This window comes from Streptomyces cyslabdanicus (assembly GCF_052663305.1).
On the sequence record NZ_JBQRUW010000012.1, the window covers coordinates 220,449 to 244,079 of the forward strand.

22 protein-coding genes are annotated in these 23,631 nt (G+C 72.5%); 11 read left to right on the plus strand and 11 right to left on the minus strand.

Annotated elements, in window-relative coordinates; genetic code table 11:
• The first annotated feature begins 54 nt into the window (after positions 1-54).
• The 3 genes from ACTYVM_RS09510 to ACTYVM_RS09520 all read left to right on the plus strand — a co-directional run bounded on the left by ACTYVM_RS09510 (position 55) and on the right by ACTYVM_RS09520 (position 3,000).
• Complete coding sequence (locus ACTYVM_RS09510) at positions 55-1,272, plus strand: SPFH domain-containing protein (RefSeq protein ID WP_445525452.1); 1,218 nt, start codon at positions 55-57, stop codon at positions 1,270-1,272.
• Positions 1,273-1,389: 117 nt separating this feature from the next.
• A complete protein-coding gene (locus ACTYVM_RS09515; RefSeq protein WP_445525453.1) occupies positions 1,390-1,857 on the plus strand; it encodes a DUF4231 domain-containing protein in 468 nt (155 codons plus the stop codon).
• A 159-nt stretch (positions 1,858-2,016) separates the two neighbouring features.
• Positions 2,017-3,000, plus strand: a complete 984-nt coding sequence (locus ACTYVM_RS09520) for an aldo/keto reductase (RefSeq protein WP_445525454.1) — start codon at positions 2,017-2,019, stop codon at positions 2,998-3,000.
• A gap of 32 nt (positions 3,001-3,032) precedes the next feature.
• Here the strand turns inward: ACTYVM_RS09520 and ACTYVM_RS09525 are convergent, their stop codons facing one another.
• Complete coding sequence (locus tag ACTYVM_RS09525; protein WP_445525455.1) at positions 3,033-4,454, minus strand: lipase maturation factor family protein; 1,422 nt, start codon at positions 4,452-4,454, stop codon at positions 3,033-3,035.
• 100 nt (positions 4,455-4,554) lie between these two features.
• On the opposite strand from ACTYVM_RS09525, the gene ACTYVM_RS09530 reads away from it, so the two are divergent.
• The gene (locus ACTYVM_RS09530; RefSeq protein WP_445525456.1) at positions 4,555-6,642 is read left to right on the plus strand and encodes a SpoIIE family protein phosphatase; all 2,088 of its coding nucleotides are present in this window, start codon (positions 4,555-4,557) and stop codon (positions 6,640-6,642) included.
• 59 nt (positions 6,643-6,701) lie between these two features.
• Positions 6,702-7,565, plus strand: coding sequence for an Fpg/Nei family DNA glycosylase (locus ACTYVM_RS09535; protein ID WP_445525457.1), 864 nt, complete (start codon positions 6,702-6,704; stop codon positions 7,563-7,565).
• 15 nt (positions 7,566-7,580) lie between these two features.
• Here the strand turns inward: ACTYVM_RS09535 and ACTYVM_RS09540 are convergent, their stop codons facing one another.
• The 3 genes from ACTYVM_RS09540 to ACTYVM_RS09550 form a co-directional block, all read right to left on the minus strand.
• Positions 7,581-8,231: a zf-HC2 domain-containing protein gene (locus tag ACTYVM_RS09540; RefSeq protein ID WP_445525458.1), complete on the minus strand. Its 651-nt coding sequence runs from the start codon at positions 8,229-8,231 to the stop codon at positions 7,581-7,583.
• 202 nt (positions 8,232-8,433) lie between these two features.
• Entirely contained in the window at positions 8,434-8,949 is a 516-nt protein-coding gene (locus tag ACTYVM_RS09545) for a hypothetical protein (RefSeq protein WP_445525459.1), read from the minus strand.
• A gap of 148 nt (positions 8,950-9,097) precedes the next feature.
• Complete coding sequence (locus ACTYVM_RS09550) at positions 9,098-9,646, minus strand: sigma-70 family RNA polymerase sigma factor (RefSeq protein WP_445525460.1); 549 nt, start codon at positions 9,644-9,646, stop codon at positions 9,098-9,100.
• A gap of 210 nt (positions 9,647-9,856) precedes the next feature.
• On the opposite strand from ACTYVM_RS09550, the gene ACTYVM_RS09555 reads away from it, so the two are divergent.
• Positions 9,857-11,023: a CapA family protein gene (locus ACTYVM_RS09555; RefSeq protein ID WP_445525461.1), complete on the plus strand. Its 1,167-nt coding sequence runs from the start codon at positions 9,857-9,859 to the stop codon at positions 11,021-11,023.
• Between the two features lie 15 nt (positions 11,024-11,038).
• On the opposite strand, the gene ACTYVM_RS09560 is transcribed toward ACTYVM_RS09555, so the two are convergent.
• Positions 11,039-11,536, minus strand: a complete 498-nt coding sequence (locus ACTYVM_RS09560; RefSeq protein WP_445525462.1) for a MarR family winged helix-turn-helix transcriptional regulator — start codon at positions 11,534-11,536, stop codon at positions 11,039-11,041.
• A 57-nt stretch (positions 11,537-11,593) separates the two neighbouring features.
• Between ACTYVM_RS09560 and ACTYVM_RS09565 the strand changes: the two genes are divergently transcribed.
• Positions 11,594-12,418 carry an alpha/beta fold hydrolase gene (locus tag ACTYVM_RS09565; protein WP_445525463.1) on the plus strand — a complete coding sequence of 275 codons (825 nt, stop codon included), beginning with the start codon at positions 11,594-11,596 and terminating at the stop codon, positions 12,416-12,418.
• A gap of 37 nt (positions 12,419-12,455) precedes the next feature.
• Here the strand turns inward: ACTYVM_RS09565 and ACTYVM_RS09570 are convergent, their stop codons facing one another.
• The 3 genes from ACTYVM_RS09570 to ACTYVM_RS09580 form a co-directional block, all read right to left on the minus strand.
• Positions 12,456-13,868: an amino acid permease gene (locus ACTYVM_RS09570; RefSeq protein ID WP_445525464.1), complete on the minus strand. Its 1,413-nt coding sequence runs from the start codon at positions 13,866-13,868 to the stop codon at positions 12,456-12,458.
• 140 nt (positions 13,869-14,008) lie between these two features.
• The gene (locus ACTYVM_RS09575) at positions 14,009-14,488 is read right to left on the minus strand and encodes a universal stress protein (protein ID WP_400028225.1); all 480 of its coding nucleotides are present in this window, start codon (positions 14,486-14,488) and stop codon (positions 14,009-14,011) included.
• 162 nt (positions 14,489-14,650) lie between these two features.
• A complete protein-coding gene (locus tag ACTYVM_RS09580; RefSeq protein WP_445525465.1) occupies positions 14,651-15,325 on the minus strand; it encodes a class F sortase in 675 nt (224 codons plus the stop codon).
• A gap of 331 nt (positions 15,326-15,656) precedes the next feature.
• Here ACTYVM_RS09580 and ACTYVM_RS09585 point away from each other — a divergent pair, with 331 nt between their 5' ends.
• Entirely contained in the window at positions 15,657-16,895 is a 1,239-nt protein-coding gene (locus ACTYVM_RS09585; RefSeq protein WP_445525466.1) for a hypothetical protein, read from the plus strand.
• Positions 16,896-17,029: 134 nt separating this feature from the next.
• Here the strand turns inward: ACTYVM_RS09585 and ACTYVM_RS09590 are convergent, their stop codons facing one another.
• From ACTYVM_RS09590 to ACTYVM_RS09600, 3 genes are all read right to left on the minus strand, one after another.
• The gene (locus ACTYVM_RS09590) at positions 17,030-17,506 is read right to left on the minus strand and encodes a hypothetical protein (protein ID WP_445525467.1); all 477 of its coding nucleotides are present in this window, start codon (positions 17,504-17,506) and stop codon (positions 17,030-17,032) included.
• A gap of 239 nt (positions 17,507-17,745) precedes the next feature.
• Entirely contained in the window at positions 17,746-18,510 is a 765-nt protein-coding gene (locus ACTYVM_RS09595; RefSeq protein ID WP_445525468.1) for a bestrophin-like domain, read from the minus strand.
• Between the two features lie 16 nt (positions 18,511-18,526).
• Positions 18,527-18,655: a hypothetical protein gene (locus tag ACTYVM_RS09600; protein ID WP_445525469.1), complete on the minus strand. Its 129-nt coding sequence runs from the start codon at positions 18,653-18,655 to the stop codon at positions 18,527-18,529.
• A gap of 755 nt (positions 18,656-19,410) precedes the next feature.
• Here ACTYVM_RS09600 and ACTYVM_RS09605 point away from each other — a divergent pair.
• The 3 genes from ACTYVM_RS09605 (at position 19,411) to ACTYVM_RS09615 (ending at position 23,548) form a co-directional block, all read left to right on the plus strand.
• Positions 19,411-20,358 (plus strand): SCO0930 family lipoprotein, encoded by a 948-nt coding sequence (locus ACTYVM_RS09605; RefSeq protein WP_445525470.1) that lies wholly within the window; start codon positions 19,411-19,413, stop codon positions 20,356-20,358.
• A gap of 239 nt (positions 20,359-20,597) precedes the next feature.
• Positions 20,598-21,410, plus strand: a complete 813-nt coding sequence (locus ACTYVM_RS09610) for an SAM-dependent methyltransferase (protein WP_445525471.1) — start codon at positions 20,598-20,600, stop codon at positions 21,408-21,410.
• Positions 21,407-23,548, plus strand: a complete 2,142-nt coding sequence (locus ACTYVM_RS09615; protein WP_445525472.1) for a putative bifunctional diguanylate cyclase/phosphodiesterase — start codon at positions 21,407-21,409, stop codon at positions 23,546-23,548. The genes ACTYVM_RS09610 and ACTYVM_RS09615 overlap by 4 nt, the downstream gene beginning before the upstream one ends.
• Positions 23,549-23,631: the final 83 nt, after the last annotated feature.

Below are 23,631 nucleotides of genomic sequence, written 5' to 3' on the forward strand. Positions count from 1 at the left end.
TGATCCGGCTGAGTCAGATCAACCGGACGGGCCCGGGCTAAGGAGAACAAGACCATGTTCGGTTACCGCGTTCCGGCCCCCGACGAGGCGATGCTGATCTCCGGAGGCAGGCGGGGACTGGGGGGCGCACCGTTCCGGGTGGTGACGGGACACGGCAAGTTCGTGCTCCCCGTCTTCCGCAAGGTCCGCTTCCTCACCCTGTCCATGTGCGAGTCCGAGGTCGTCGAGACCTGCGTCACCAAGCAGGGCATCGCGCTGCACGTGCGCGCCGTCATCGCCTTCAAGGTCGGCAACGACACCGAGAGCATCATCAACGCGGGCCAGCGGTTCCTCTCCGACCAGGACCAGATGTCGGTCCTGACCGGCCGGATCTTCGCCGGTCACCTGCGGGCCATCATCGGCTCGATGACGGTCGAGGAGATCGTCACCGAACGGCAGAAGCTCGCCGCCGAGGTGCTGGACACCTCGAAGACCGAGATGGCGAAGATCGGCCTGATCGTGGACTCGCTGCAGATCCAGTCGATCGACGACGGGGACACCGGCTACATCGACGCGATGTCCGCGCCGCACAAGGCGGCCATCCGGCGGCAGGCCCAGATCGCGCAGGCCCAGGCCAACCAGGCCGCCGCCCAGGCGGAGCAGGAGGCGGCGCGCAAGCAGGCCGAGTACGCCCGGCAGACCGCCGTGGTGAAGGCGGAGTACTCGGCCGAGGTGGACCGGGCCCAGGCGCAGGCGGCCCAGGCCGGCCCGCTGGCCCAGGCGCACGCCCGGCAGGAGGTGCTCGACGCCCAGACGGAGCTGGCCCAGCGGCAGGCCAGGCTGCGCCAGCAGGAGCTGGTGGCCGAGATCGTGAAGCCCGCCGAGGCCGAGGCCGAGCGGGTCAGGGTCCTCGCCGCCGCGGAGGCGCAGCGGATGAAGGTCCAGGCCGAGGCCGCGGCGTCGTACGACCGTGTCGCCCTGGACCGGATGCTGATCGACCAGCTGCCGCTGATCGTGAAGGAGGCGGCGGGAGGCCTCTCCGGGGCCAACGTCAACGTCCTGAACGGCGCCGACGGGCTCGGCGAGATCGCGGCCGGCCTGGTCGCCCAGGGGCTGACGATCCTGGACTCGGTCCGGCAGAACCTGAACGGCCACGGCGACCGGAACCCCGGCGGTGCCCGCCCCGGGCAGAGCGGCGGCCTGCCCGAACTGCGGGGCCCGAACACGCCGCGGCCGGACACCGACGCGAGGACACCGGGCGACGGGGAGCAGACGGGCTCTGCCACGTCGTGAGGACCTGACCGGCCGGCCGTCACCCGAGGGGTCACTGACCCAGGACCGGGGGCGGCGCGGCGGGATCGCGCCGCACCGCCCCTTCCCGGTGGGGTGCGGGGCCACGATGATGTGGCGATGACACGAAGAACGGTGCCCGACCACTCCTGGGCCGCTCAACCGGATCCCCTGCTGGCCCTGGCCGACCGGGAGTTGACGTTCTACATCCGGTCCTGCGAACGGGCCAGGCGGCTGCACCGCGGCACGGAGCTGGGCGCCCTCGCCACCACCTGTGTGACGGTCGTCGCCGCCGGTCTGCACGCGCCGGCCTGGCTGACCGCGATGATCGCGGGCGGTGCCGTGTTCTTCACCGGCATGCGCCAGCTGTTCGACCCCGGCTCCCGCTGGGTGCTCACCGCGCAGGCACGGGAGACCCTGCGCCGGGCCGTCGACCGGTACCTGCTCCTGCCCGAGCCGGAACGCGACGCCGCGGCCCGGCAGACCCTGCGGGCGGTGATCGAGGAGGTCGGCGCCGACGAACTGCGCGCATGGTCCGAGTCCCGGACCCACAGCCCGGAACCACCGCTGCCGGCCCCCGGTCCCTGAGCACGACCGGAACCCCGCGCCGACCGCGAGCGTTCCCCCACCACCGACCGAAAGGCCCTCCGTGTCCCCGACACCCGCCCGCATCACCGCGGTCGACCCCTACGACACCCGTTTGCCCGCCCACGGCACGCGGGGCCCGCTGCCGTGCCCGGAGGCCCGGTGAGGACGCTGGGCGGGAGCGGGGTCGAGGTCAGCGCCCTCGGCTTCGGTGCCGCCGCCCTCGGCAACCTCTACACCGAGGTGGACGAGGAGCAGGCACGAGCGGCCGTGGCCGCCGCCTGGGAACAGGGCATCCGCTACTTCGACACCGCCCCGCACTACGGCCTCGGCCTGTCCGAACGCCGCCTCGGCGCGGCCCTGCGCGGCCTCCCGCGGTCGGCGTACACGGTCTCCACGAAGGTGGGCCGCCTGCTGGAGCCCGCGGACGCGGGCGGCAGCGATCTCGCCCACGGTTTCGCCGTGCCCGCCACCCACCGACGGGCGTGGGACTTCAGCGCGGACGGGGTGCGGCGCGGTCTGGAGGCCAGTCTCGAACGGCTCGGCCTGGACCGCGTCGACGTCGTCTACCTCCACGACCCCGACGACCACGCCGAGCAGGCCTTCCGTGAGGGCTATCCGGCGCTGGAGGACCTGCGCGCCCAGGGCGTGGTCGGGGCCATCGGGGCGGGCATGAACCAGGCGGAGATGCTGACCCGCTTCGTCCGCGACACGGACGTGGACGTGGTGCTGTGCGCCGGCCGGTACACCCTGCTCGACCAGCGCGCCCGTACGGAGCTGCTGCCCGCGGCCGTCGAGCGGGGCGTGTCCGTCGTCATCGGCGGCGCCTTCAACTCGGGTCTGCTGGCGGACCCCAGGCCCGGAGCCACGTACAACTACGCCAGTGCGCCACCGGAGCTGGTGGACCGCGCCCAGCGCATGAAGGCGGTGGCCGACCGGTACGGCCTCACCCTGCGGGGCGCCGCCCTGCGGTTCTGCGCCGACCACCCGGCCGTGGCCTCGGTCCTGGTGGGCACCCGCTCGGCCGGCGAAGTGCGCGACTGCGCCGAGCAGTTCGCCGCTTCGGTGCCCGCCGCCTTCTGGCAGGAACTGGAAGCCACCGGACTGCTGCCCCCGCGGGAACCGCCGGGAGAAGGGACGCCGTGACCGTCGGCTCCTCCCCCTCACGCGCGCGGCTCTCAAGGCTCCCGGGTGTCGGTGGCCAGCCGGATCGGTGGCAGGAACTCCCGTACATAGGTGCGGTCCCAGCAGGCGCCGGTCGCCCGCAGCTGCCGCCAGGTGGTGTAGCGGTAGCGGAAGAGCCGGGCGCGGACGTAGCGCGGGGGATCGTCCGGAGGGAAGGGGGAGTGGCGCAGCAGCCGGAGCGTGTGGCGGTCGTTCTCCAGGAGCCGCTCCACCATCGCGCCGAACCAGACGTCCGCGTAGGCCGGGGACAGCGCGGCGAACCACATCATCCAGTCCAGGCGCAGATGGTAGGGCGCGAACTGGCGCGGCCAGTGCCGCGGAGCACCGGGCTTGCCCCGGAACTCGTACTCCCGCCAGTCCGCGTCCTCGTGCGGCACCTCGTCCAGCGTGCCCTCCACGACCACCTCGTAGCGGACGCGGCTGACGCTGCCGAACGCGCCGTAGGTGTTGACCAGGTGCAGCGGGTCGAAGGAGCGGTTCATGACCTGCCGGTGGGAGACCATGTTCACCACCGGGTGGTAGCTGAGGAGGACCACCAGCGCGGCCACGGCCAGGACCACGACCTCGTACCACAGCGGCGCGGTGGTCCCGGGCGGCGCGCTCCCCGGGAAGCGGACCGCCGACAGCGCCAGCACGATCGTGAGCCAGTTCAGCCAGGCGAAGTTCCCGGACAGCACCAGCCACAGCTGGGTGACGATCATCAGCGAGGCGGCGACCGTGGCGATCGGCTGCGGGGTGAACAGCAGGAACGGCACGAGCAGCTGCGTGACGTGGTTGGCGGCCACCTCCGCCTTGTGCAGGGGCCCGGGCAGATGGTGGAAGAACCAGCTCAGCGGGCCCGGCATCGGCTGCGTCTCGTGGTGGTAGTGCAGACAGGTCAGCTTCCGCCAGCACGCGTCGCCGCGCAGCTTGATCAGCCCGGCGCCGAACTCGACGCGGAAGAGGATCCAGCGCAGCAGGAACAGCACCACCACGGGCGGGGCCACCTCGTCGTTGCCGAGGAAGACCGCGAGGAACCCGATCTCCAGCAGCAGCGACTCCCACCCGAAGCCGTACCAGGTCTGCCCCACGTTGACGATCGACAGGTACAGCGCCCAGGGGACGAGCCACAGCAGCATCGCCGCCCACAACGGCACCAGCGAGTCCACGCCCGCGACCAGCGCCGCCGACACCGCGCACCCGGTCCAGGCGACCGCCGCGAAGAGCCGGTCGGAGTAGCGCAGGTGGAACAGGCTCGGCGCCCGGGTGAACGGCACCCGCTCGAGGAAGCGGGGGATCGGCAGCATGCCCCGTTCGCCGAGCAGCGCGCGGAACTGGAGGGCCGCCGTCAGGAACGCGACCAGATACACCGCGGCCAGCGCCCGCTGGAAGACCAGCCGGCTCAGCCAGTACTCGGATGCGGTGAACCACCCCACGATCGAGCGCTCCTGTCCTCTCGTCCTCCCGCAACGTCACGGGCCCCGGTTACCCCACCCCCGGCTCGAAGAATCAGCCAATCCCTGGCAAGGTGTCCCCATGGCTGAACAGGGAGCGCCCGCCCTGTCACTCCCGGAGGACTGGCCCGCCCACCCGGATCCCATCCTGGCGCTCAACGGCATGGGCACCTTCGACTGGGACCTGGACGCCGGGCTCGTGCACATGGACGCCCAGGCCCACCGGATCTTCGACCTCACCCCCGAGGAGAACGACGGCCGTCCGCAGACCGTGGGCGAGCGGCTGCTGCGGTCCGAGCGCGAGCGCCTGGACGCGCTGGTGGCCCGGACGATGAAGGAGGGCCGCCAGAACTACGGCACCTACGTCCGCCTGCGCCGCCGCGACGGCGGTCTGCGCTGGGCCCACGTCCAGGGCTACATCCAGCGCGACGAGGCGGGCCGGCCGCGCAGGATCATCGGGATCCTCCGGGACGCCTCCGAGGAACTCGGCGACATCGCCGCGCGCCGGGAGCGGGCCGCCCAGGCCGTGGCCCGGCGCAGGCAGACCAACGTCGTGGAGGCCGCCACCGCCGCCCTCGCCCACGCGCGCACCGTGCAGGACGTCATCGACGTCGTGAAGGACTCCCACGGACTGGCCCTCCTCGGCTCCAAGAGCCTGGTCCTCGGCCTGGTCGAGGCCGGCCGCATCCGCCTCGTCGCCGAAGGTCCCGACGGCTCCTCCGTGCCGGGCACCAGCGTCACCCGGATCGACGATCCCTACCCGATGAGCGAGGCCGTGCGCACCCTCAGCCCCTGCTTCATCGAGTCCCCGGAGGAGTTCGCCGAGCGCTACCCCATCCTGTGGCCGCACATCACGGGTCTTGACATCACCGCGGCGGCCTATCTGCCGCTGATCGCCCAGGCCCGCCCGATCGGCGGCATGGGCCTGCTCTACAGCGACCGCCGGGGCTTCACCCTGGAGGAGCGCAACGTCCTGATCGCCCTCGGCAGCAGCATCGCGCAGAGCCTCCAGCGGGCCATGCTCTACGAGCAGGAGAAGGACCTCGCCCAGGGCCTGCAGCAGGCCATGCTGCCGCGCACCATCCCCAGCGTGCCCGGCGCCGACGTCGCCGTCCGCTACCGCTCCGGCTACGCGGGCGGCTCCCTGGGCCGGGACATCGGCGGCGACTGGTACGACCTGATCCCGCTGCCCGGCGGCCGGATCGGCGCCGTCATCGGCGACGTCCAGGGCCACGACACGCACGCCGCCGCCGTCATGGGCCAGCTGCGCATCGTGCTGCGCGCCTACGCCGCAGAGGGCCACGCGCCGGCCACCGTGATGGCCCGCGCCTCGGTCTTCCTGCACGAACTCGACACCGACCGCTTCGCCACCTGCCTGTACGCGGAGGCCGACCTGTCCACCGGCGTCGTGCAGCTGGTGCGGGCCGGGCACATCGACCCGCTGGTCCGGCACGACGACGGAACCTGCCGCCGGATCGCCGTCGACGGGGGCCTGCCACTCGGTCTGTCCGCCGAGTTCGGCAGCCTGGACTACCCGGTCGGCACCATGGAACTCGACCCCGGGCAGTGCCTGGTGCTGTGCACCGACGGTCTGGTGGAGGAGCCCGGCGCCGACCTCGACGACGGCATACGGGCCCTGGCGCGGTCCGTCGCCGCCGGACCCGACGACGTAGGAGACCTCGCCGACCGGCTGATCGCGATGGCCGAGGCGCGCGGCGGCGACGACGACGTGGCCCTGCTGGTGCTGCGCCGCCAGGTGCCGGCCGAGCGGCAGCCCGTCGGCCGGCTCCAGCGGTACGTGGCCCCCGGCGACCCCGAAGCCCTGACCCGGACCCGGCACATGATCCGCACCGCGCTGCGGGACTGGGGCATCCAGGAGGACTCGTACGAGGTCGAACTCGTGGCCGACGAGCTGATCACCAACGCCCTGATGCACACCGAGGGCGCCGCGATCGTCACCCTGCGGGTCCTCGGCGGCCCCGACCGGCGGCTGCGGATCGAGGTCGAGGACTCCTCCAGCGCCCTGCCGCGCCGCCGCGACCCGGGAGAGCAGGGCGTCTCCGGCCGGGGACTGCTGCTCGTGGACCGGCTCACCGACGTGTGGGGCGTGGAGGCGCGCGGCGGCGGCAAGTGCGTGTGGTGCGAGTTCGCGGTGCCCGAGGAGAGCTGAGGGCCGGGGCGTTCGGCGCGCGGCGTGGCGTCCCGGGGCTCCGGTGGCACTCTGGACTCATGCCGGAACTGCCCGAGGTCGAAGCGCTCAAGGACTTTCTCATCGACCACCTGGTCGGCCACGAGATCGTGCGCGTGCTGCCGGTCGCGATCAGCGTGCTGAAGACGTACGACCCGCCGGTCACCGCCCTGGAGGGCCGCGAGGTCACCGCGGTGCACCGGCACGGCAAGTTCCTGGACCTGAGTACCGACGGGGGCCCGCACCTCGTCACCCACCTGGCCCGCGCGGGCTGGCTCCAGTGGAAGGACCGGCTGCCCGACGGCGCGCCCAGACCGGGCAAGGGGCCGCTCGCCCTGCGCGTCGCCCTGGAGACCGGCGCGGGGTTCGACCTCACCGAGGCCGGCACCCAGAAGCGGCTCGCGGTGTACGTCGTAGGGGATCCTCGGGAGGTGCCCGGTGTGGCCCGCCTCGGCCCCGACCCGCTGGCCGACGACTTCGACGAGGAGCGGTTCGCCCGGCTGCTCGCCGGGGAGCGGCGCCGGATCAAGGGCGCCCTGCGCGACCAGAGCCTGCTCGCGGGGGTCGGCAACGCCTACAGCGACGAGATCCTGCACGCGGCGGGGATGTCCCCGTTCAAACTGGCCGCCTCCCTGACACCGCAGGAGACGAGCGCCCTCTACGAGGCGCTGCGCACCACCCTGACGGAGGCGGTCGCGCGTTCCAGGGGCCTTGCGGCCGGACGGCTGAAGGCGGAGAAGAAGGGCGGCCTGCGGGTGCACGGCCGGACCGGCGAGCCCTGCCCGGTGTGCGGGGACACCATCCGTGAGGTGTCCTTCAGCGACTCCTCGCTCCAGTACTGCCCGACCTGCCAGACGGGCGGGAAACCACTGGCCGACCGGCGGCTGTCCCGGCTGCTCAAGTGAGGCTCGCCGGACGGCTCAACGCGAGTCGAGGGTGACCAGGGGCCGTCCGTCCGCGGTGCGCACCTCGAAGCGGGCGATCTGGCCGGGATGCAGGGTCGTGCCGCCCGCCACCGTGCTGGTCCCCGCGTCCTGGGGGGAGGCGCTCCAGGTGGTCACGGTCTGCTCCGAGCCGTCGCGGGCGACCACGACGAGCCGGCAGGAACGGGGGCCCGCCCCGCCCCTGACCCGCACCTCCACGTCGCTGCCCCAGTCGCGGTCGGCGGCCCTGACCTCGGCCCACACCCCCGTGGCCGCGTCGGTCGCCGTGTACCGGGCGGGTCCGCCGTGGTGCCCGGCGACGGCGGCGACCGCGGGTCCGCACACGGCGAGCACCACCGAGGCGGCCAGACCGTACAGGACACGCCGCCGTCCGGCCCGGCGCCGCCGCGCCACCTCGCCGACCAGACGGTCCAGCAGCGCGGGGCCGGGCCGGGTCATGGGGTGCACGAAGCGCGGCGTGGCCCGCCGGTACAGCATCAGCTGCCGCGCCGTGGGCCCGAACTCGGTGACCTGCGCCGCGCAGCGAGGGCACTCCATGAGGTGGTCCTCGAAGCGGAAGGAGTCCGCCTCGTCCAGCATGCCGAGCGCGTACGCGCCGACATCGCGATGCCGTTCCAGGGACCTCATGCCGAATCCTCGTGCCTGTGAGTGCGGGTGGGGTTACTCCTTGCTCCGACCCGTACGCACCCGGCACCGGAATCACTCAGCCACGTTCCGAATCGTAATCAAGACCTTCAGGGCGTCCGGTCCCGCGGTTCGGTGCGCATCCGAGAAGGCCCGGAGGACGAGAAGGCCCGGAGGACGAGAAGACCCGGAGGACGAGAAGACCCTAGAAGAGGTGGATGGCCAGATGCCCGAGGGGCAGTCCGAGCTGCCAGGCGGGCGTCCACACCTTCGGTCCCTCGTCCTCGCCGACCACGCCCGCACCGCCCGGCACCGCGTCCAGGTCGGGCGCGAGCAGTTCGGTCTCCTCCAGCCAGCGCCAGGCCGCCTCGGCCAGCGCCAGGTCCGGCGAGGGCACGCCGCCGGCGTCCGCCTCGGCCGCCAGGCCGGCCATCCGCTCGCACACCCAGTCCTGCCACGGCTGGTCGTACGCGGTCAGCGACAGCCAGGTCTCCAGTTGGGAGACCACCCGGACGCGGGACAGCTCACCGCCGGTGTCGGAGAGGAAGATGGTGAGCGCCAGCGCATCCCGCCCGGCGCGGAACTCGAACGACGTCGGCGGCATCAGATCGCCGGTGCGCAGCAACTCGTCGGCGATGTACTCGGCGTACAACCAGGCCATGGGGACGGCCAGTTCGCCGCCGCCCGGGCCGTCCGTGCTCTCGTGACCTCTGTGCAGCATCCCTTCCCGCCTTCCTCCGGTGCGCGTTCCTCGTCCGACCCCGGGTCCCGGGGTCCGCCCCCCTGTCGGAACACGGATGAGGACAGCCGATTACCCAACGGTGGTCCACGGCAAGGCGCTTTACGGAGGTTTGACTGGGCAGTCGGTTTCACCGCAGGTCGGCCGCGTATCCCGGAAGCATCCGGCGCAGGGCGCGCAGCGCGTAGTACGCGCGGGACTTCACGGTACCGGGCGGAATCCCCAGGGTCCGGGCGGCCTCCGCCACACTGGCCCCCCGGAAGTACACCAGCACCAGGACTTCACGGTGCTCGGGAGTGAGTGTCTTCACAGCCTCCCGGACGTCGAGCATCGCGGCGGACCGCTCGGCGTGGTCGGCGATGACCCGCGCGTTCTCCAGGTCCGCGTCCCCGACCTCCGGCGGCCGGGCCTGCCGGGCGCGGCGCGCGTCGATGGCGAGCCGGCGCGCCACGGTCAGCAGCCACGGCCGCACCGAGTCGAAGGCGTCGGCGCGCAGCGCCTCGGGGTGCTGCCAGGCGCGCACGAGCGTCTCCTGGAGCAGGTCCTCGGCGCGCTGGCGGTCGCCGTCGCACAGGCGCAGCAGCAGTGCGAAGAGCGGTCGGCCGTGCTCGCGCTGCAGTGCGGCGAGCTCGTGCTCGGCGGTCGTCGTCCCGTGCGGGAGGGTGGTTCCGGCCGTCATGGCCGTATCGCATCGCAGAGGGTCGCACGGGGACAGGGAGCGCGCACCGCTGTGCGACGGACGGTCGATCGCGTCGACGAACGGTACGACGAACGGTCCGTCAGGCCCCTTGTCGGACACGGACGGGCTAACGGAGGGCCGATACCGTTTGCGAAAGCCGTCAGATTCGTACCCATTTGTCTGTCCATACGACCGCCATGGGGTGAACTGATGATCGCACGCAGACAGCAGGTGTCCCTGGTCGTGACGGCCCTGCTCACCGCGGCCGCCGCCTGCCAGGCCCACCATCGGGAACAGCAGCCCGCTCCGCCCGGACGGGCGGCCCCGACGGCGACAAGAGCCGCGGCCGCGCCCGGCGCCTTCACGCTCGTCGCCTCCGGCGGCATCCTGCCGGACGCCTCGGTCCTCGAACGGGCTGCCTTCGACGCGGGCGGCCAGAGCCACGACTTCCGGCCGATGCTCGCGGGTGTCCAGGACATCGTCTCCCGGGCGGATCTGGCGCTGTGTCACCTGAGCACCGCCCTCGGTGCCGGCCCGCCCTACACCGGCGCCCCCCGCTACAAGTCCCCGCCCGAACTGGCGCCGTCCCTTGCCGCGGCGGGGTACGACAGCTGCGCCACCGCCTCCGAACGCGCCCTGGCCGACGGCGCCGAGGGCGTCCGGAGCACCCTGGACGCCCTCGACCAGACCGGGCTGCACCACGCCGGTTCGGCGCGCGGCGAGAGCGAGGCGCGCGGCACGCTCGTCCAGGCCGGGCACGCCGTGGTCGCCCACCTCGCCTACACCTACGGCACGGACGACGCCCTCCCGCCCGACCAGCCGTGGGCCGTCCGGGTGATCGACGAGAAGCGGATCGTCGAGGACGCCCGGGCCGCCCGCCAGGCGGGCGCCGAGGTCGTGGTCGTCTCCCTGAACTGGGGCCGGGCGTGGCAGGACGCGCCCGACGCACAGCAACTGGACCTCGCCCGGAAGCTGACCGCCTCACGCGACGGCGGCCGGCCCGACATCGACCTGATCCTCGGCAGCCACGCCCATGTCCCGCAGGCCTACGAGAAGGTCAACGGCACCTGGGTGGTCTACGACCTGGGCGACCAGATCGCCGGCCAGCCGGCCGACGACCGCGGCCGGCAGAACCCGCGCGCCCACCAGAGCACCCTCGCCCGCTTCACCTTCTCCCCGCCCGCCCGGCCGGGCGGGCGCTGGGAGGTGTCCCGGGCCGAGTTCGTCCCCGAGGTGTTCGACATCGACGCCGGCCGGGTGGTGAACGTGGGCAAGGCCATCGCCCAGGGCGCCGACCTCCGGGGCGTGCGCGACCGGATCAGCGCCGCGGTGCTCAGCCGGGGCGCGGCGAAGGACGGGCTCGTCATGGGGGAGTGAGGCCGGTCAGGCCGGTCAGTCGACGGTGACGTGCTCGAAGAGGTCGAGCATCTCCCCGAGCACGCGCAGGCACGCCCGTACCTCGGGCTCCGTCAGATCGCCCCCGACCCGGCGCAGCAGCAGGTGCTCACGCTCCAGCACCGCGGTGATCGCCGCCCGGCCCGCGTCCGTGAGCCGGATCAGCGACGAGCGCTGGTGCGCCGGGTTCGGGACGCTGCGCACCAGGTCGCGGGCCGTCGCGTCGTTCACCATGCGCTGCACGAACTGGCGGCTGATCGCCTGCGCGCGTCCCATCTGCGGGACGGTCATCGGGCCGTGCTTGTGCAGCAGGTCGAGCACGGCCCGTACGCCGACGGACAGACCTTCGACGGCCTCAGCCTGCTCGACCTTGCGCTGCACCCGCCGGTACAGCGGGCCCACCAGATCGAACACCTCGGTGAGGCGGTGGCCGAGTTCGTCCGGCGGGAGGGGGGTGCCGGGTCCGTCGCCGACGGCGGTCTCGATGTCGCTCATCGCCCCATCATGACACCTTGGTTGCCAAACTCCGATCGGAATGACACCCTGGTTGTCATGACTGCTGCTGCGGATCCGTGCTACCTCCCGTCCTCCGACGGCGACCTCGCCTACCTCGACACCGGCAGCGGGGACCCGGTGGTCCTGCTGCACTCCGGCTGGGTCGACCACCGCGTCCTCGACGCCCAGATCGCGGCGCTCGCCGCCGAGTTCCGGGTCATCGCCCCGGACGCACGCGGCCACGGCTTCTCCGCCAACGCGACCAGGCCGTTCCGCTGGGCCGACGACCTCGCCGCACTGCTGCGCCACCTCGACGCCGGCCCGGCGGTCCTCGTCGGCGTCTCGATGGGCGGTGTCATCGCCACCGACACCATCCTCGAGTACCCGGAACTGGTCCGCGGGGTGGTCGTCTGCGGCGCCGCGACGAGCGAGTTCGAGTACACGGACCTCTGGGCGCGGCGGATCCAGGCAGAGTCGGCCCGCGCCCTGGGCTCCGGCGACATCGACGGCTGGCTCACGTCCTTCCTGAGCTTCGCGCCCGGTCCGCACCGCGCCCTGGAGGACATGGACCAGGACATCCCGCGCCGGCTGCGCGACCTGGCCCTGCACACCCTGTCCAAGCACACCGCGGACGAGAAGGACTGGCGGGTGCCCCTGACCGGCACCTGGGACCGCGTGCCGAAGATCGGCGTCCCCGTGCTCACCGTCAACGGCGCCCTCGAAACGCCCGACCTCGTCGCCGAGGCCGAACGCCTCGCCCGCACCGTCCCCGACGGCCGCTCCGTGACGATCGAGGGCACCGCCCACTACGCCAACCTGGAGAAGCCGGAGGAGTTCAACACGATCGTCGCGGACTTCCTCCGCGCCCTGCCCGCTCGCTGAGCGCCCCCGCGCCCCCGGTGCGGATCCCCGGCAGGGCCTAACGCCCGGCCAGCTCCGAGCGTTTGTACGAGTACCCGAAGTAGATCACGCACCCGATCAGGAACCACACGGCGAACCGCACCCAGGTCTCCCACTTCAGGAACGTGATCAGCCACAGCGAGAAGACCACACCCAGCGCCGGCACGAACGGCATCCACGGTGTACGGAAGCCGCGCGGCAGGTCCGGCTGCCGGTAGCGCAGCACGATCACCGCCGTGCACACCACCACGAACGCCAGCAGGATGCCGATGTTGGTCAGTTCGGCCGCCTCCGCGATCGGCAGGAACCCCGCGATGACGGCCGACGCCACTCCGACGATCCACGTCACCCGCGTCGGCACGTGCCGCGTGGGGTGCGTCTTCGCGAACCACTTGGGCAGCAGCCCGTCCCGGGACATGGCGAACCACACCCGGGTCACACCCAACATGAACGTGAACATCACCGTCAGGATGCCGATGATCGCGCCCACCGCGATCACGTCCGCCAGCCGGGTCAGCCCCACCGACTTGAACGCGGTGGCGAAGCCGCTCTCCTTGTTGATGTCCTTGTAGTTCTGCATGCCGGTCAGCACCAGGCACGCCGCCACGTACAGCACCATCGCGATCGCCAGGGAGTAGATGATCGCCTTCGGCATGTGCCGCTGCGCGTCCTTGGACTCCTCGGCCGCCGTCGACATCGCGTCGTAGCCGAAGACCGCGAAGAACACCGTCGCCGCACCGGTGAACGCCCCGCCGACGCCGTAGGGGAAGAACGGGTGGTAGTGGGCGGTGTTGACGTGGAACACGCCCACCCCGATCACCACCAGCACGACCAGCACCTTCAGCACCACCACGATGGTCTCGAAGCGGGCCGCGCTGCGGATGCCGAGGTTCAGCAGCCAGGCGATCAGCAGGCACAGGATCGCCGCGAACAGGTCGACCCGGTGCCCGGCGCCGGTGCCGGGCGCGCCCAGCATCCAGGCGGGCAGATGCGCGCCCATGTCCTGGACCAGGAAGCTGAAGTAGCCTGAGATGCCGATCGCGACCACCGCCACGATCGCCGTGTACTCCAGGAGCAGGTCCCAGCCGATGAACCAGCCGGCGAACTCGCCGAGCACCGCGTAGCCGTAGGTGTAGGCCGAGCCCGCCTTCGGGATCAGGCTCGCGAACTCGGCGTACGACAGGGCAGCCGCCGCGCTGGCCACACCGGCGACGAGGAAGGACACCAGCACCGCGGGACCCGCCGTGCCGTTGGCCACCGTGCCGGCGAGCGTGAAGATGCCCGCCCCGATGATGCCGCCCACACCGATCGCGGTCAGCTGCCACAACCCGAGTGATCGCTGAAGACGCGGTCCCTCGGTGGCTTCCGTCTCCTCGATGTGTTCGATGGGTTTACGGCGGAGAATGCCCTCACCCATCCGGAGCCCGGCCATACGTCTCACCTCTTCGCAGACGGCAAACGGCTGACGGCGGATCATGATGGCCCAGCACCGGCTGGTACGGAAGACGTCACGCCGGCACCGGGCGGCGGCCCCCGGCCGCCGCCGCGGTGTCCCGGCGCGCGGAACGGCCCCTACGGAACGACGGTCACCGGCCAGCGTCCCGCCTTCACCAGGCGGATCGCGACCGAGCCGATGATCCGGTGGCCGGCCTGCTCCGAGGCGCCCACCACCACCGCGTCCGCCCGCAACTCGTCGGCGGCCGTCACCAGGCCGTTGTACGGGTCGCCGGGGAAGGTGTGGAACTCCCAGCGGACCTCGAATATCCCCTTCAGCCGCTCCGCGGACTCCCGGATGTACTGCACGAGGTCCTCGGCGATCTCGTCGGTCGTCTCCGCCACCGGGGCACCGAGCGCCGCCCCCGCCGTCATCACCGGCTGCACGTACACCACGGCGAGCAGCGCGCCCTGCCGGCGGGCGAGACCGGCCGCGTACGCGGCGGCCCGCATCGAGGAGTCCGAGCCGTCCACGCCGACGACGATGACCTTCGGCCCGTCCGTGCCCCGCTCGAACCGGTGCGCGTGCCGCTCGTGCTGCTCGTGCTGTTCCGTCACATGTGCGAGGCTATCGGAATCCCCGGTTCCCAACGCCGTGCGGGCCCCCGCGCACCGCTGCCGCGGGGCGCCGCGCGCGGGCGACGCCCCGCGGCGGGCCGTGCCGCACCGGGAGTACACCTGAGCGGACCCCGGCCCGGCGCCCGCCCGGGCGGGGTCCGCTCAGCGGACCCCGGCCAGGCGGGCGAACACGACGACGTTCCCCTGGTATCCGGTCTGTTTCGTGTAACCACCGCCGCAGGTGATGACCCGCAGTTCCGGCGCGCCCTTCGAGCCGTACACCCGGTCGCCGGGGAAGTTGTTCTTCGCGAACACCTCGACGCCGTACACGTCGAACACGGCCGTCTTGCCGTCCTGGCGGTGGATTTCGATGCGATTTCCCTTCTGCAGGGCGCCGAGCCCGTAGAACACCGCGGGTCCCGCGGCGTTGTCCACATGGCCGTCGACGACCGACGTGCCCTTTTCCCCGGGCGTGACCGCGCCGTTGAACCAGCCGGCCAGATTCGGGTCCGCCGGCGGTGGCGCGGCGACCCAGCCGTCCGGGTCCACGCCGACCGGCGTGATCGGCGCGTCGATCTGGAGCACGGGGATCCTGATCCGGTCCGGCACCGAGCGCGACAGAGGTTGCAGGGCCGCGCCCGAGGGGAGCGGCGTGTGCGCGATGTCCGGCGCGGCCGCCGTCGCGGGCTGCGGCGGGCTGACGTCGAACTCTCCCGAGCCGTTGCGGATCAGGGCGAGTCCGGTCAGCAGCGCAAGCGCTATCACGCCCCACGGCGCGCGCTTCCTCGGTACCTCCCGCTCCTCCTCGATGAATCCGGTCAGCTCTTTCGCAGGCATTCGGCATCCCCTCTCGACCCGGCCGTCGCCGCGTCGGTCGCGCATGCGAGAACGCTAAGTCCGGCGCGCGCAACCGGCGACGGGACGCAAGCGAATGGGTGGCGCGCCTTTTTTCCGTGCGCCATCCGAGGCGGCCCGTAAGAGTCATTTCTGACGGTCCGTGACCTGCGCCGATATTCAATGGGGTGAAGGTCCCGAGGAATTGGCTCACCGATACGGACCAGCCCCGAAATGCGCCCGCGTGGAGCGCGTCCGAGGGTCGGTGGCGGGAGGTGCTTTGTCACCGATCGACCGGGTACGGGTCCCCGGGGCGCCTTCCACGGAGGATCACATGCGTACTACTCGTACCCTCTTGGCCCCCTCGGCCCCCTTGGTGGTGCTGGCCGCGGCGGTCGCCGCGGTCGGGCTCGCCGCCCCGACGGCCGGGGCGAAGGGCAGCGAAGTCCCCGTCATCACACGGGACGGCGGCGTGGGAGGGGGACAGGGAGGCGGTGCAGGAGGCGGTCCGGGCGTCGGCGTCGGCCCGGGAGGTGGTCCCGGAGTCGGCCCCGGAGTCGGCTCCGGGTTCGGGACGGGGGTGGGTCCGGGGTTGGGGACGGGCGTGGGTCCGGGGTTCGGGTTCGGCCCCGGATTCGGTCCGGGGATCGGGTCGGGCCGTGGACAGGTCGGCGGATTCGGTGAGTTCCGTGGTTTCGGCGAGTTCCGCGGCGGTGACCGGGGCGACCGGTTCGGCGAGTTCCGCGGCTTCGGCGAGTTCCGCACCCGTCCGGGGGACAGGTTGGGTGAGTTCCGCGGGTTCGGTGAGTTCCGCGGCCCGGGCCGGGGAGACAGGTTCGACGAGTTCCCCGGCGGCCGCGGCGTCGGCGGCTTCGGTGGGAACTTCGGTGGGAACTTTGGTGGGAACTTTGGTGGGAACTACGGTGGGAACTACGGTGGGAACTTCGGCGGTCCCGGTGGCACTGGTGGCCTGGTCGGTCCTGTCGGCCCCGGTGGCCTGGGGGGCTTGGACAAGGGCGGCGAGGGCGCGGGCCCGGGTGTCGGAGTCGGCGGCCTGGGGGGTACCGGCGACAAGGGCGGCGAGGGCGCGGTTCCCGGCGCCGGATCGGGCGCCCTCCCCGGGGGCGGTACGGGTGCCGGTCTGGGCGGCGCGCCCGGCCACGGCGCGGGCGGCGTCCACAGCATCCTGCCCTCGCCCGGCGTGATCGCCCGCGGCGGTCAGCTGGTGGTCACGATCGACGGCTGCCGCGAGGGCGGGACCATGTCGTCCCACGTGTTCTCCCAGGCGATGCTGCGGCCGTACGACGGCGCCGGTGAGCACGCCAGAGGCGTCGTGACGATCCGCGACGACGCCCGTCCCGGGACCTACGACCTCACGGTCGACTGCGACGGCCGGCGGATGACCCAGCCCAGCGCCTTCACCGTCGTCGGCGCTGTCCAGGGCGGAGTGGGCGGTGGCACCACCACCGGCGCCACCCCGACCGACATGGCCATCGGCGGCGGGCTGATGGCGGCGGGCGTCGTCGGCGGCGGCGTGCTCTGGATGCGGCGCCGGTCCGGCAGGCGCTCCTGACGGCTCCTCCCCCTGATCCGGCCCCGCTCCCGTGTGCGGGGCCGGATCTCTTCCTGCCCCCGGCGTACACCGCAAGGCGCCCCGGACCTGGAGAGGTCCGGGGCGTAGGCCTGTCCCGAGGGGAGGAGGAGCGATCAGGCGGCGCTCTCCTCGCCGGTGCGTCGGCGGGAGAAGTAGTACGCCGTGCCGATCGAGCCGCCGATGAGCACGGTGCCCATGCCGATCTGCTTGAGGTCGAAGCCGGCGCCGGTCCCGCCCACGCCGGCGCGGACGCCGTGCTGGAAGTGCTCCGATCCGCCGTCTCCGCGACCGCCGAAGCGGCCCTCGTCGTCATCGCCGTAGCCCGAGCGGCCGCTGCCGCTGCCGCTGTACGAGCGGCTGTCGCCCCCGCCGCTGCTGTAGGAGCGGCTGTCACCACCACCGCCGCCGCCGTAGGAGCGGCCCTCGTCACCGCCTCCGCCGCTGCTGTAGGAGCGGCTGTCACCACCATTACCGCCGCCGCCGCCGTAGGAGCGGCCGCCGTCCCCGCCGCTGGCGACGGCGGCCGGCGCGCAGAAGGTGAGGGCGCCGACGCCCAGTAGTGCGGCCGAGACAACACCTATTACGCGCATGATGGGTCCTCCGGTCCCCGAGGAGCAGCAGCGGACCTTTTCCGCTTGTTCCGTGTATGCGCCTCGCTGACCAAAACGCTAGGGAGATGTGCACTCCGGCGCGATTGCACCCGGGCGAACGGGGCAACCGTTGGGCCGCACAGGGGATTCACAGGGGCCGCACGGGGGACCCGTCCCCGTCCGTCCTCGCGCACGACGGCCGGGACCCCGGCACGGCGCGGGACCGTCAGCCCGTCACGTCAGCCCGTCAGATGGGGGAACAGGTCCAGGAACGGTCCGGCGGTGGCCGAGACGCCGCGGCTGTAGGGGGCGTCGAAGTCCCAGATCAGGAAGAGGAGGAAGGCGATCAGCGCGGAGAACAGCCCGGCGAGGACCAGCTCCCGTTTCGTGCGCCGGATCTGGAGCGCGAACACCATCCCGATGGTGATGACGCCCCCCGAGATGAGACCGAACCACACCACGCCCGGCATCGTCGCCCCCATGGAGCCGGCGCGTGCGGTGCGGGCCTGGGCGGCGGCGGCCACCTGGTCCACCAGCGGCTGGTAGGCCTGCGCCTCGAAGTCCGACTTGGGCTGGTAGTCGGTGACGTCGGCACGGACGCGGGCGAGCAGCTCGTCGCCCCGCTCGGTGACATGGCCGTGGTCGGCCATGGTCTTCCACTCGGTGGTCACGACGTGTCCGGCATAGGCGTTGACGTCGGCTCGGATGTGGTCGCGGACGTCGGGCGGATAGACCCGGACGCGTTCGGAGACCTCGTGCAGTGCCAGGGCCTCCGCCTGGACGTGGTCCTGGGCGGCGACGCGCGCCTCCCAGACACCGGCGATGGCCAGACCCAGCACGATGGCGTAGACCACGCCGATCCACATGGTCATGTACTCGATGACGTCCGGGGTCTCGGTGGGGTCGTCGTCCACCGCCTTCGTGCGGTGCCGCAGGAGGGTGATGACCACGACCACCGCGCAGGCGGCCAGCATCGCGAGAAGGAGAACAAGCCATTCCGACAACGGGTTCCTCCAGGGGTCAGCGCGGGCGGAGCGCGGCCACGGCGGCCAGGGCGGGTACCGCGATGAGCAGGACGTAGGTCAGGGGCGAGGGGCTGCGCCGGGGTGTCGGCCGGTGCGGAGGGGTGTGGTGGCGCGGGTAGGTCACCGGTGCCGCGGACGGATGGGGGCGGGGCGTGGGCGCCGGCTTCGGGACCGGCGGCGCGGGGGGCGGGGGTGGCGCGGGCGGTGGGGGAGTGGGGCGGGGCCGCGGGGCGGCGGGCGTCGGGCGCGGGGGTGACGGGGGCTTGGGAGTGGGGGTGGGCTTCGGCTTCGGCGCCGGAGGCTCGGGTGTGGGTGTGGGCGTGGGCGTTGGGGTCGGTGGGGGAGTCGGGCTGGGTGGCGGCGTCGGCCGTGGGCACGGCGGCGGAAGAGCCGGAAGAGCCGGAAGTGGCGGCAAAGAGGGCCAGGAGCCGCCACCGGCCACCGCGACCGCCTCCGTGCCCTCCGGGCCCGTGGAGGCGTACGCGCAGGCGTCGGCCGCGGCCGGGGCGGCGGCCCCGCCCACACAGGTCCACGCCAGCAGCGCCGGCACCAACACCCGCAGTGACAGGGCGAGTCGCGTCGGTTCGGGTCGTTGCACGAGCGAGATCATGAGCTGTCGTGGACCGTGGCACGCCACGGTGGGCGCGGATTGCCCCGAAGGTGGGAAGCCGCAGGTCGGAGGTTTGATCGGCGGGCCGGTGCGGCGCCGTCGATGGGTACGCGCGTACGGGGGGCGGCGGGAAACGTGCCGCAGGTTCGGAAAGCTACGGAGGAAATCTCCGCCGCGGTTGAACACAACCGCCTGCGCCCTGCGTACCCAGTGTCGTGCGGCGGCGCAGCAGGGCGCTGCAACACCCTTAAAACTATGGGGAGTTGACGATGAACACCTCCTGGCGGAGCGCCTCACTCGTGGCGGCGGCCGCGGCCGTGCTGGCGCTGACGACGGCGTGCGGTCAGGAAGGCGCCCCTTCGGCGGGCGGCCAGAACGTGGGTGCGACCGCCCAGGCCGGCGGATTCGGCAGCGCCGGGACGAGCGCCGACAACGGCATCGGCAACGGGTACGGCGCAAATGGCAGACAGGACTCCGCGGATGCCGCCCAGCCCGCCGGGGAACTCGCGGTCGCCGCCGACGCGCGGCTGGGCAAGGTGGTCACCGACAGTGCCGGGATGACCCTGTACCGCTTCGACGACGACACGGCCAAGCCCCCCAACTCCCACTGCGAAGCCGACTGCGCCACGGCCTGGCCGCCGGTTCCCGCGGACGACGCCACGGCCGGTGCCGGGATCGACAAGGCCCTGCTGGGCCAGGTCACCCGCGCCGACGGCACCAAGCAGCTGACCATCGGCGGGTGGCCCGCCTACCGCTACGCGAAGGACACCAAGGCCGGCCAGACCAGCGGCCAGGGCGTGAACGGCAAGTGGTTCGCGCTGGCGCCCGACGGCAAGAAGGCCTCGCTGGCGAAGCTGCCGGGCCTGTCCGTGAAGAAGACCGAACTGGGCGACGTCGTCGTCGACAAGAACGGCATGACGGTCTACCGCTTCACGAAGGACCAGGCGTGGCCGAAGTCGGTCTCCGCCTGCACCGGTTCCTGCCTGGAGAAGTGGCCGGCGGTGGCGCCCGTCGCCTCCGACGACACCAAGGGCGTGGTGAAGAAGGGCCTGATGCCCTTCACCCGGCCCGACGGCGTCAAGCAGATGACCGTCAACTGCTGGCCCCTGTACACCTTCTCCGGCGACAAGCTGCCCGGAGACGTCAACGGCCAGGGAGTCGGCGGCACGTGGTTCGCCGTCTCCCCCGACGGAAAGGCGATCGGAGCCCCGCAGTAGGGACCGGCGCCCCGGCAGATCGGACCCGGACCGGACCGCCCCCTCCGCACCGCGCGGAGGGGGCGGTCCGCCGTGTGCGCAGATCAAGGCAATTCACCGCGATGCGGGTGCGTGGAGCGGGCCGAAGCGCAGGTGGTGGCCGGGAACGGATGGTCAATTTCCGTTTCCGGCTCGCCCGTTCGGCGGGCGATCAGTAGCCTCAGCTCGAACACCGGCCCGCCTACGCAGTGGAGAGACGGATGGAGCGTCCCGCCTGGGCGCCGCGGAGCATCGACATCTCGGTGCCGAGCGTCGCTCGCATCTACGACTTCTACCTGGGCGGTTCGCACAACTTCGAGGTCGACCGGGAAGCGGCCCGCAGGGCCTTGGAGTTCATGCCGGGACTGCCCAAGGTCATGCAGGCCAACCGGGCGTTCGTGCGCCGGGCCGTGGAGTTCGCCCTGGACGAGGGCGTCACGCAGTTCCTGGACATCGGATCCGGCATCCCGACCTTCGGCAACGTCCACGAGGTCGCCCAGGCCGCCCGGCCCGGCGCGCGGGTCGTGTACGTCGACCACGACCCGGTGGCCGTCAGCCACAGCAAGGCCGTTCTGGCGGGCAACGAGGACGCGGACGTGGTCGCGGCCGACCTGCGCAAGCCTCAGGACATCCTCGCGAGCCCCCGGTTGGGGCGGCTGATCGACCTGAAACGGCCGGTCGCGCTGCTCCTCGTTGCCATACTGCACTTCGTGGAGGACGCGGACGACCCCTACGGTGCGGTGGCGGAGCTGCGCGACGCGCTCGCGCCGGGCAGCCTGCTCGTCCTCACCCATGCCTCGTACGAGGGAATCCCGCTGCCCGCGACACGGAGCAGGTCCCTGGTGGACGTGTACAAGGACATACGCAATCCGCTGATCATGCGCTCGCGCGAGGAGATCGCGCGGTTCTTCGAGGGGTACGACATGGTGGAACCCGGGCTGGTGCCGATGCCGAACTGGCGGCCCCGTACGGCGCCGGAGGACGAGGACCCTTATGCCTTCTCCGGTTTCGCAGGCGTGGGGCGTACGGCGTGAGCGCGGAGCCGGACGGGCCGGAGGACAGACTGCGCCGGCTGACGACGATCTGGAGCCGGGCCGTCTTCCCGGTCACCTCGACGTCGCTGACGCGCCCGGAGTTCGAGGAGCGGCTCCTGCCGCTGGCCCGCCGGTTGAGCGCGGCGCTGCGGGAGAGGACCTTCGACGCGGGGGAGGGCGAGGCGGTCGGCGCGGCCCTGGTCGACACGCACTGCACCGCGCCCGAGGCACTCAGCCGCTCCCTCGACTGCCTCGACTCCTACCTCGTGCTGTACTGCGGCGAGGGCGGCGACCAGGAGGACCTGCGGGCCCGCTCCGCGCGGTTGCAGCACTCGATGGCGGCCGGGTTCGCGCGGGCCCTGCGGGAACGCACGCTGGCCGAGCAGGAGGCGATAGCCCAGGCGGCGCTGCGCGCCCAGGGCGTGGTCGCGCAGGCCCTGCACGCCAGCGAGGCCCGCTTCCGCGCCGTGTTCGAAGGCGCCGCGATCGGCATCGCCATCGCCGACCTGGAGGGCAACGTCCTCCAGGTCAACAGCGCGCTGCTGCGCATGTTCGGCGGCTCCGAGCAGATCGTGCGTGGCCGCAACGTGCGCGAGTGGACGCACGCCGACGACGCTCCGCACATGTGCCGGCTGTACGAGGAGCTGGTGCGCGGCGAGCGCGAGCACTACCACGTGGAGAAGGCCTTCTACCGGCCGGACGGAACGGTTCTGTGGACCAACCTGACCGTCTCCCTGCTCCGCGACGCCGACGGCTGTCCGCAGTACCAGCTCGCCCTCATGGAGGACACCACCGAGCGGCGGCTGCTCAATCTGAGACTGCGGTACGAGGCCACCCACGACGCGCTCACCGGTCTGCCCAACCGCACCCTGTTCTTCGAACGCCTGGAGAAGGCGCTGAACGCGGGCGAGGGCCGGCGCTTCGGCCTGTGCTATCTCGACCTGGACGGCTTCAAGACCATCAACGACAGCCTCGGCCACGCGGCCGGCGACCGGCTGCTGGTCGAGGTCGCGGACCGGCTCCAGGCCTGCGCGACCGGGCCCGGCGAGATGGTCGCCCGGCTCGGCGGTGACGAGTTCGTCGCGCTGACCACGGGCCCCGGCTCCCGGCACGAGGTCGACGAGCTCGCCGGCCGGATCATGAACGCGCTGGTCGCCCCGATCCGCATCGACGGCCGGGAACTGGCCGTACGCGGCAGCGTCGGCATCGTCGAGGGACCGGCGGGCGAGCGCAGCGCCGCGGAAGTGCTGCGCAGCGCGGACATCACCATGTACCGGGCCAAGTCGGCCGGCGGCAACCGCTTCGAGCTCGCCGACCCGGAGGCCGACGCCCGCGCCATCACCCGGCACGGACTGACCACGGCGCTGCCGACCGCGCTGGACCGCGGGGAGTTCTTCATCGAGTACCAGCCGCTGGTGCACCTCGGCGACGGCAGCGTGCGCGGCGCCGAGGCGCTGGTGCGCTGGCTGCACCCGCAGCATGGCGTCCTCGGCCCCGACCGGTTCATCCCGCTCGCCGAGCACACCGGGCTGATCGTCCCGCTGGGCCGCTGGGTCATGGAGCAGTCGGTGCGCCAGGCCCGCCGGTGGCGGGAGCTGTACGAGGACGGCACCGGGGGCCCGCTGCGCATCAACGTCAACCTCTCGCCGTGCCAGCTCACCCACCCCGGGCTGGTCCAGGACACCGTCGACATACTGGAGCGCGCGGGTGTGCGGCCGGACGCCCTGTGCCTCGAGGTCACCGAGTCGGCGCTCATCGGCGCCGACGACGACCTGCTCAAGCCGCTGCGCCGGCTCGCCGAGATGGGCGTCGACATCGCCCTGGACGACTTCGGCACCGGCTACTCCAACCTGGCCAACCTGCGCCGGCTGCCGGTGAGCGTGCTCAAGCTGGACCGTTCCTTCACCCGGGGCATGCAGCAGTTCCCGGCCGACCCCGTCGACCTGAAGATCGTCGAGGGCATCGTCGCGCTCGCCCACAGCCTGGACCTCGCGGTGACCGTGGAGGGCGTGGAGACCGGCGCCCAGGCCGAGCAGCTGCGCGTCCTGGGCTGCGACACCGCCCAGGGCTGGTACTACGCCCGCCCGGGCCCCCCGGAACGCCTGCACGAACTGGCCCTGGCGGACGCGACGAGCTGACCGGAGCCGGCGCGGGCCCGACACGGCCGAGGGGCTTCCGACACCCCCTCCGAGAGGACCCCGCCGTGGGAACGGAGAAAAAC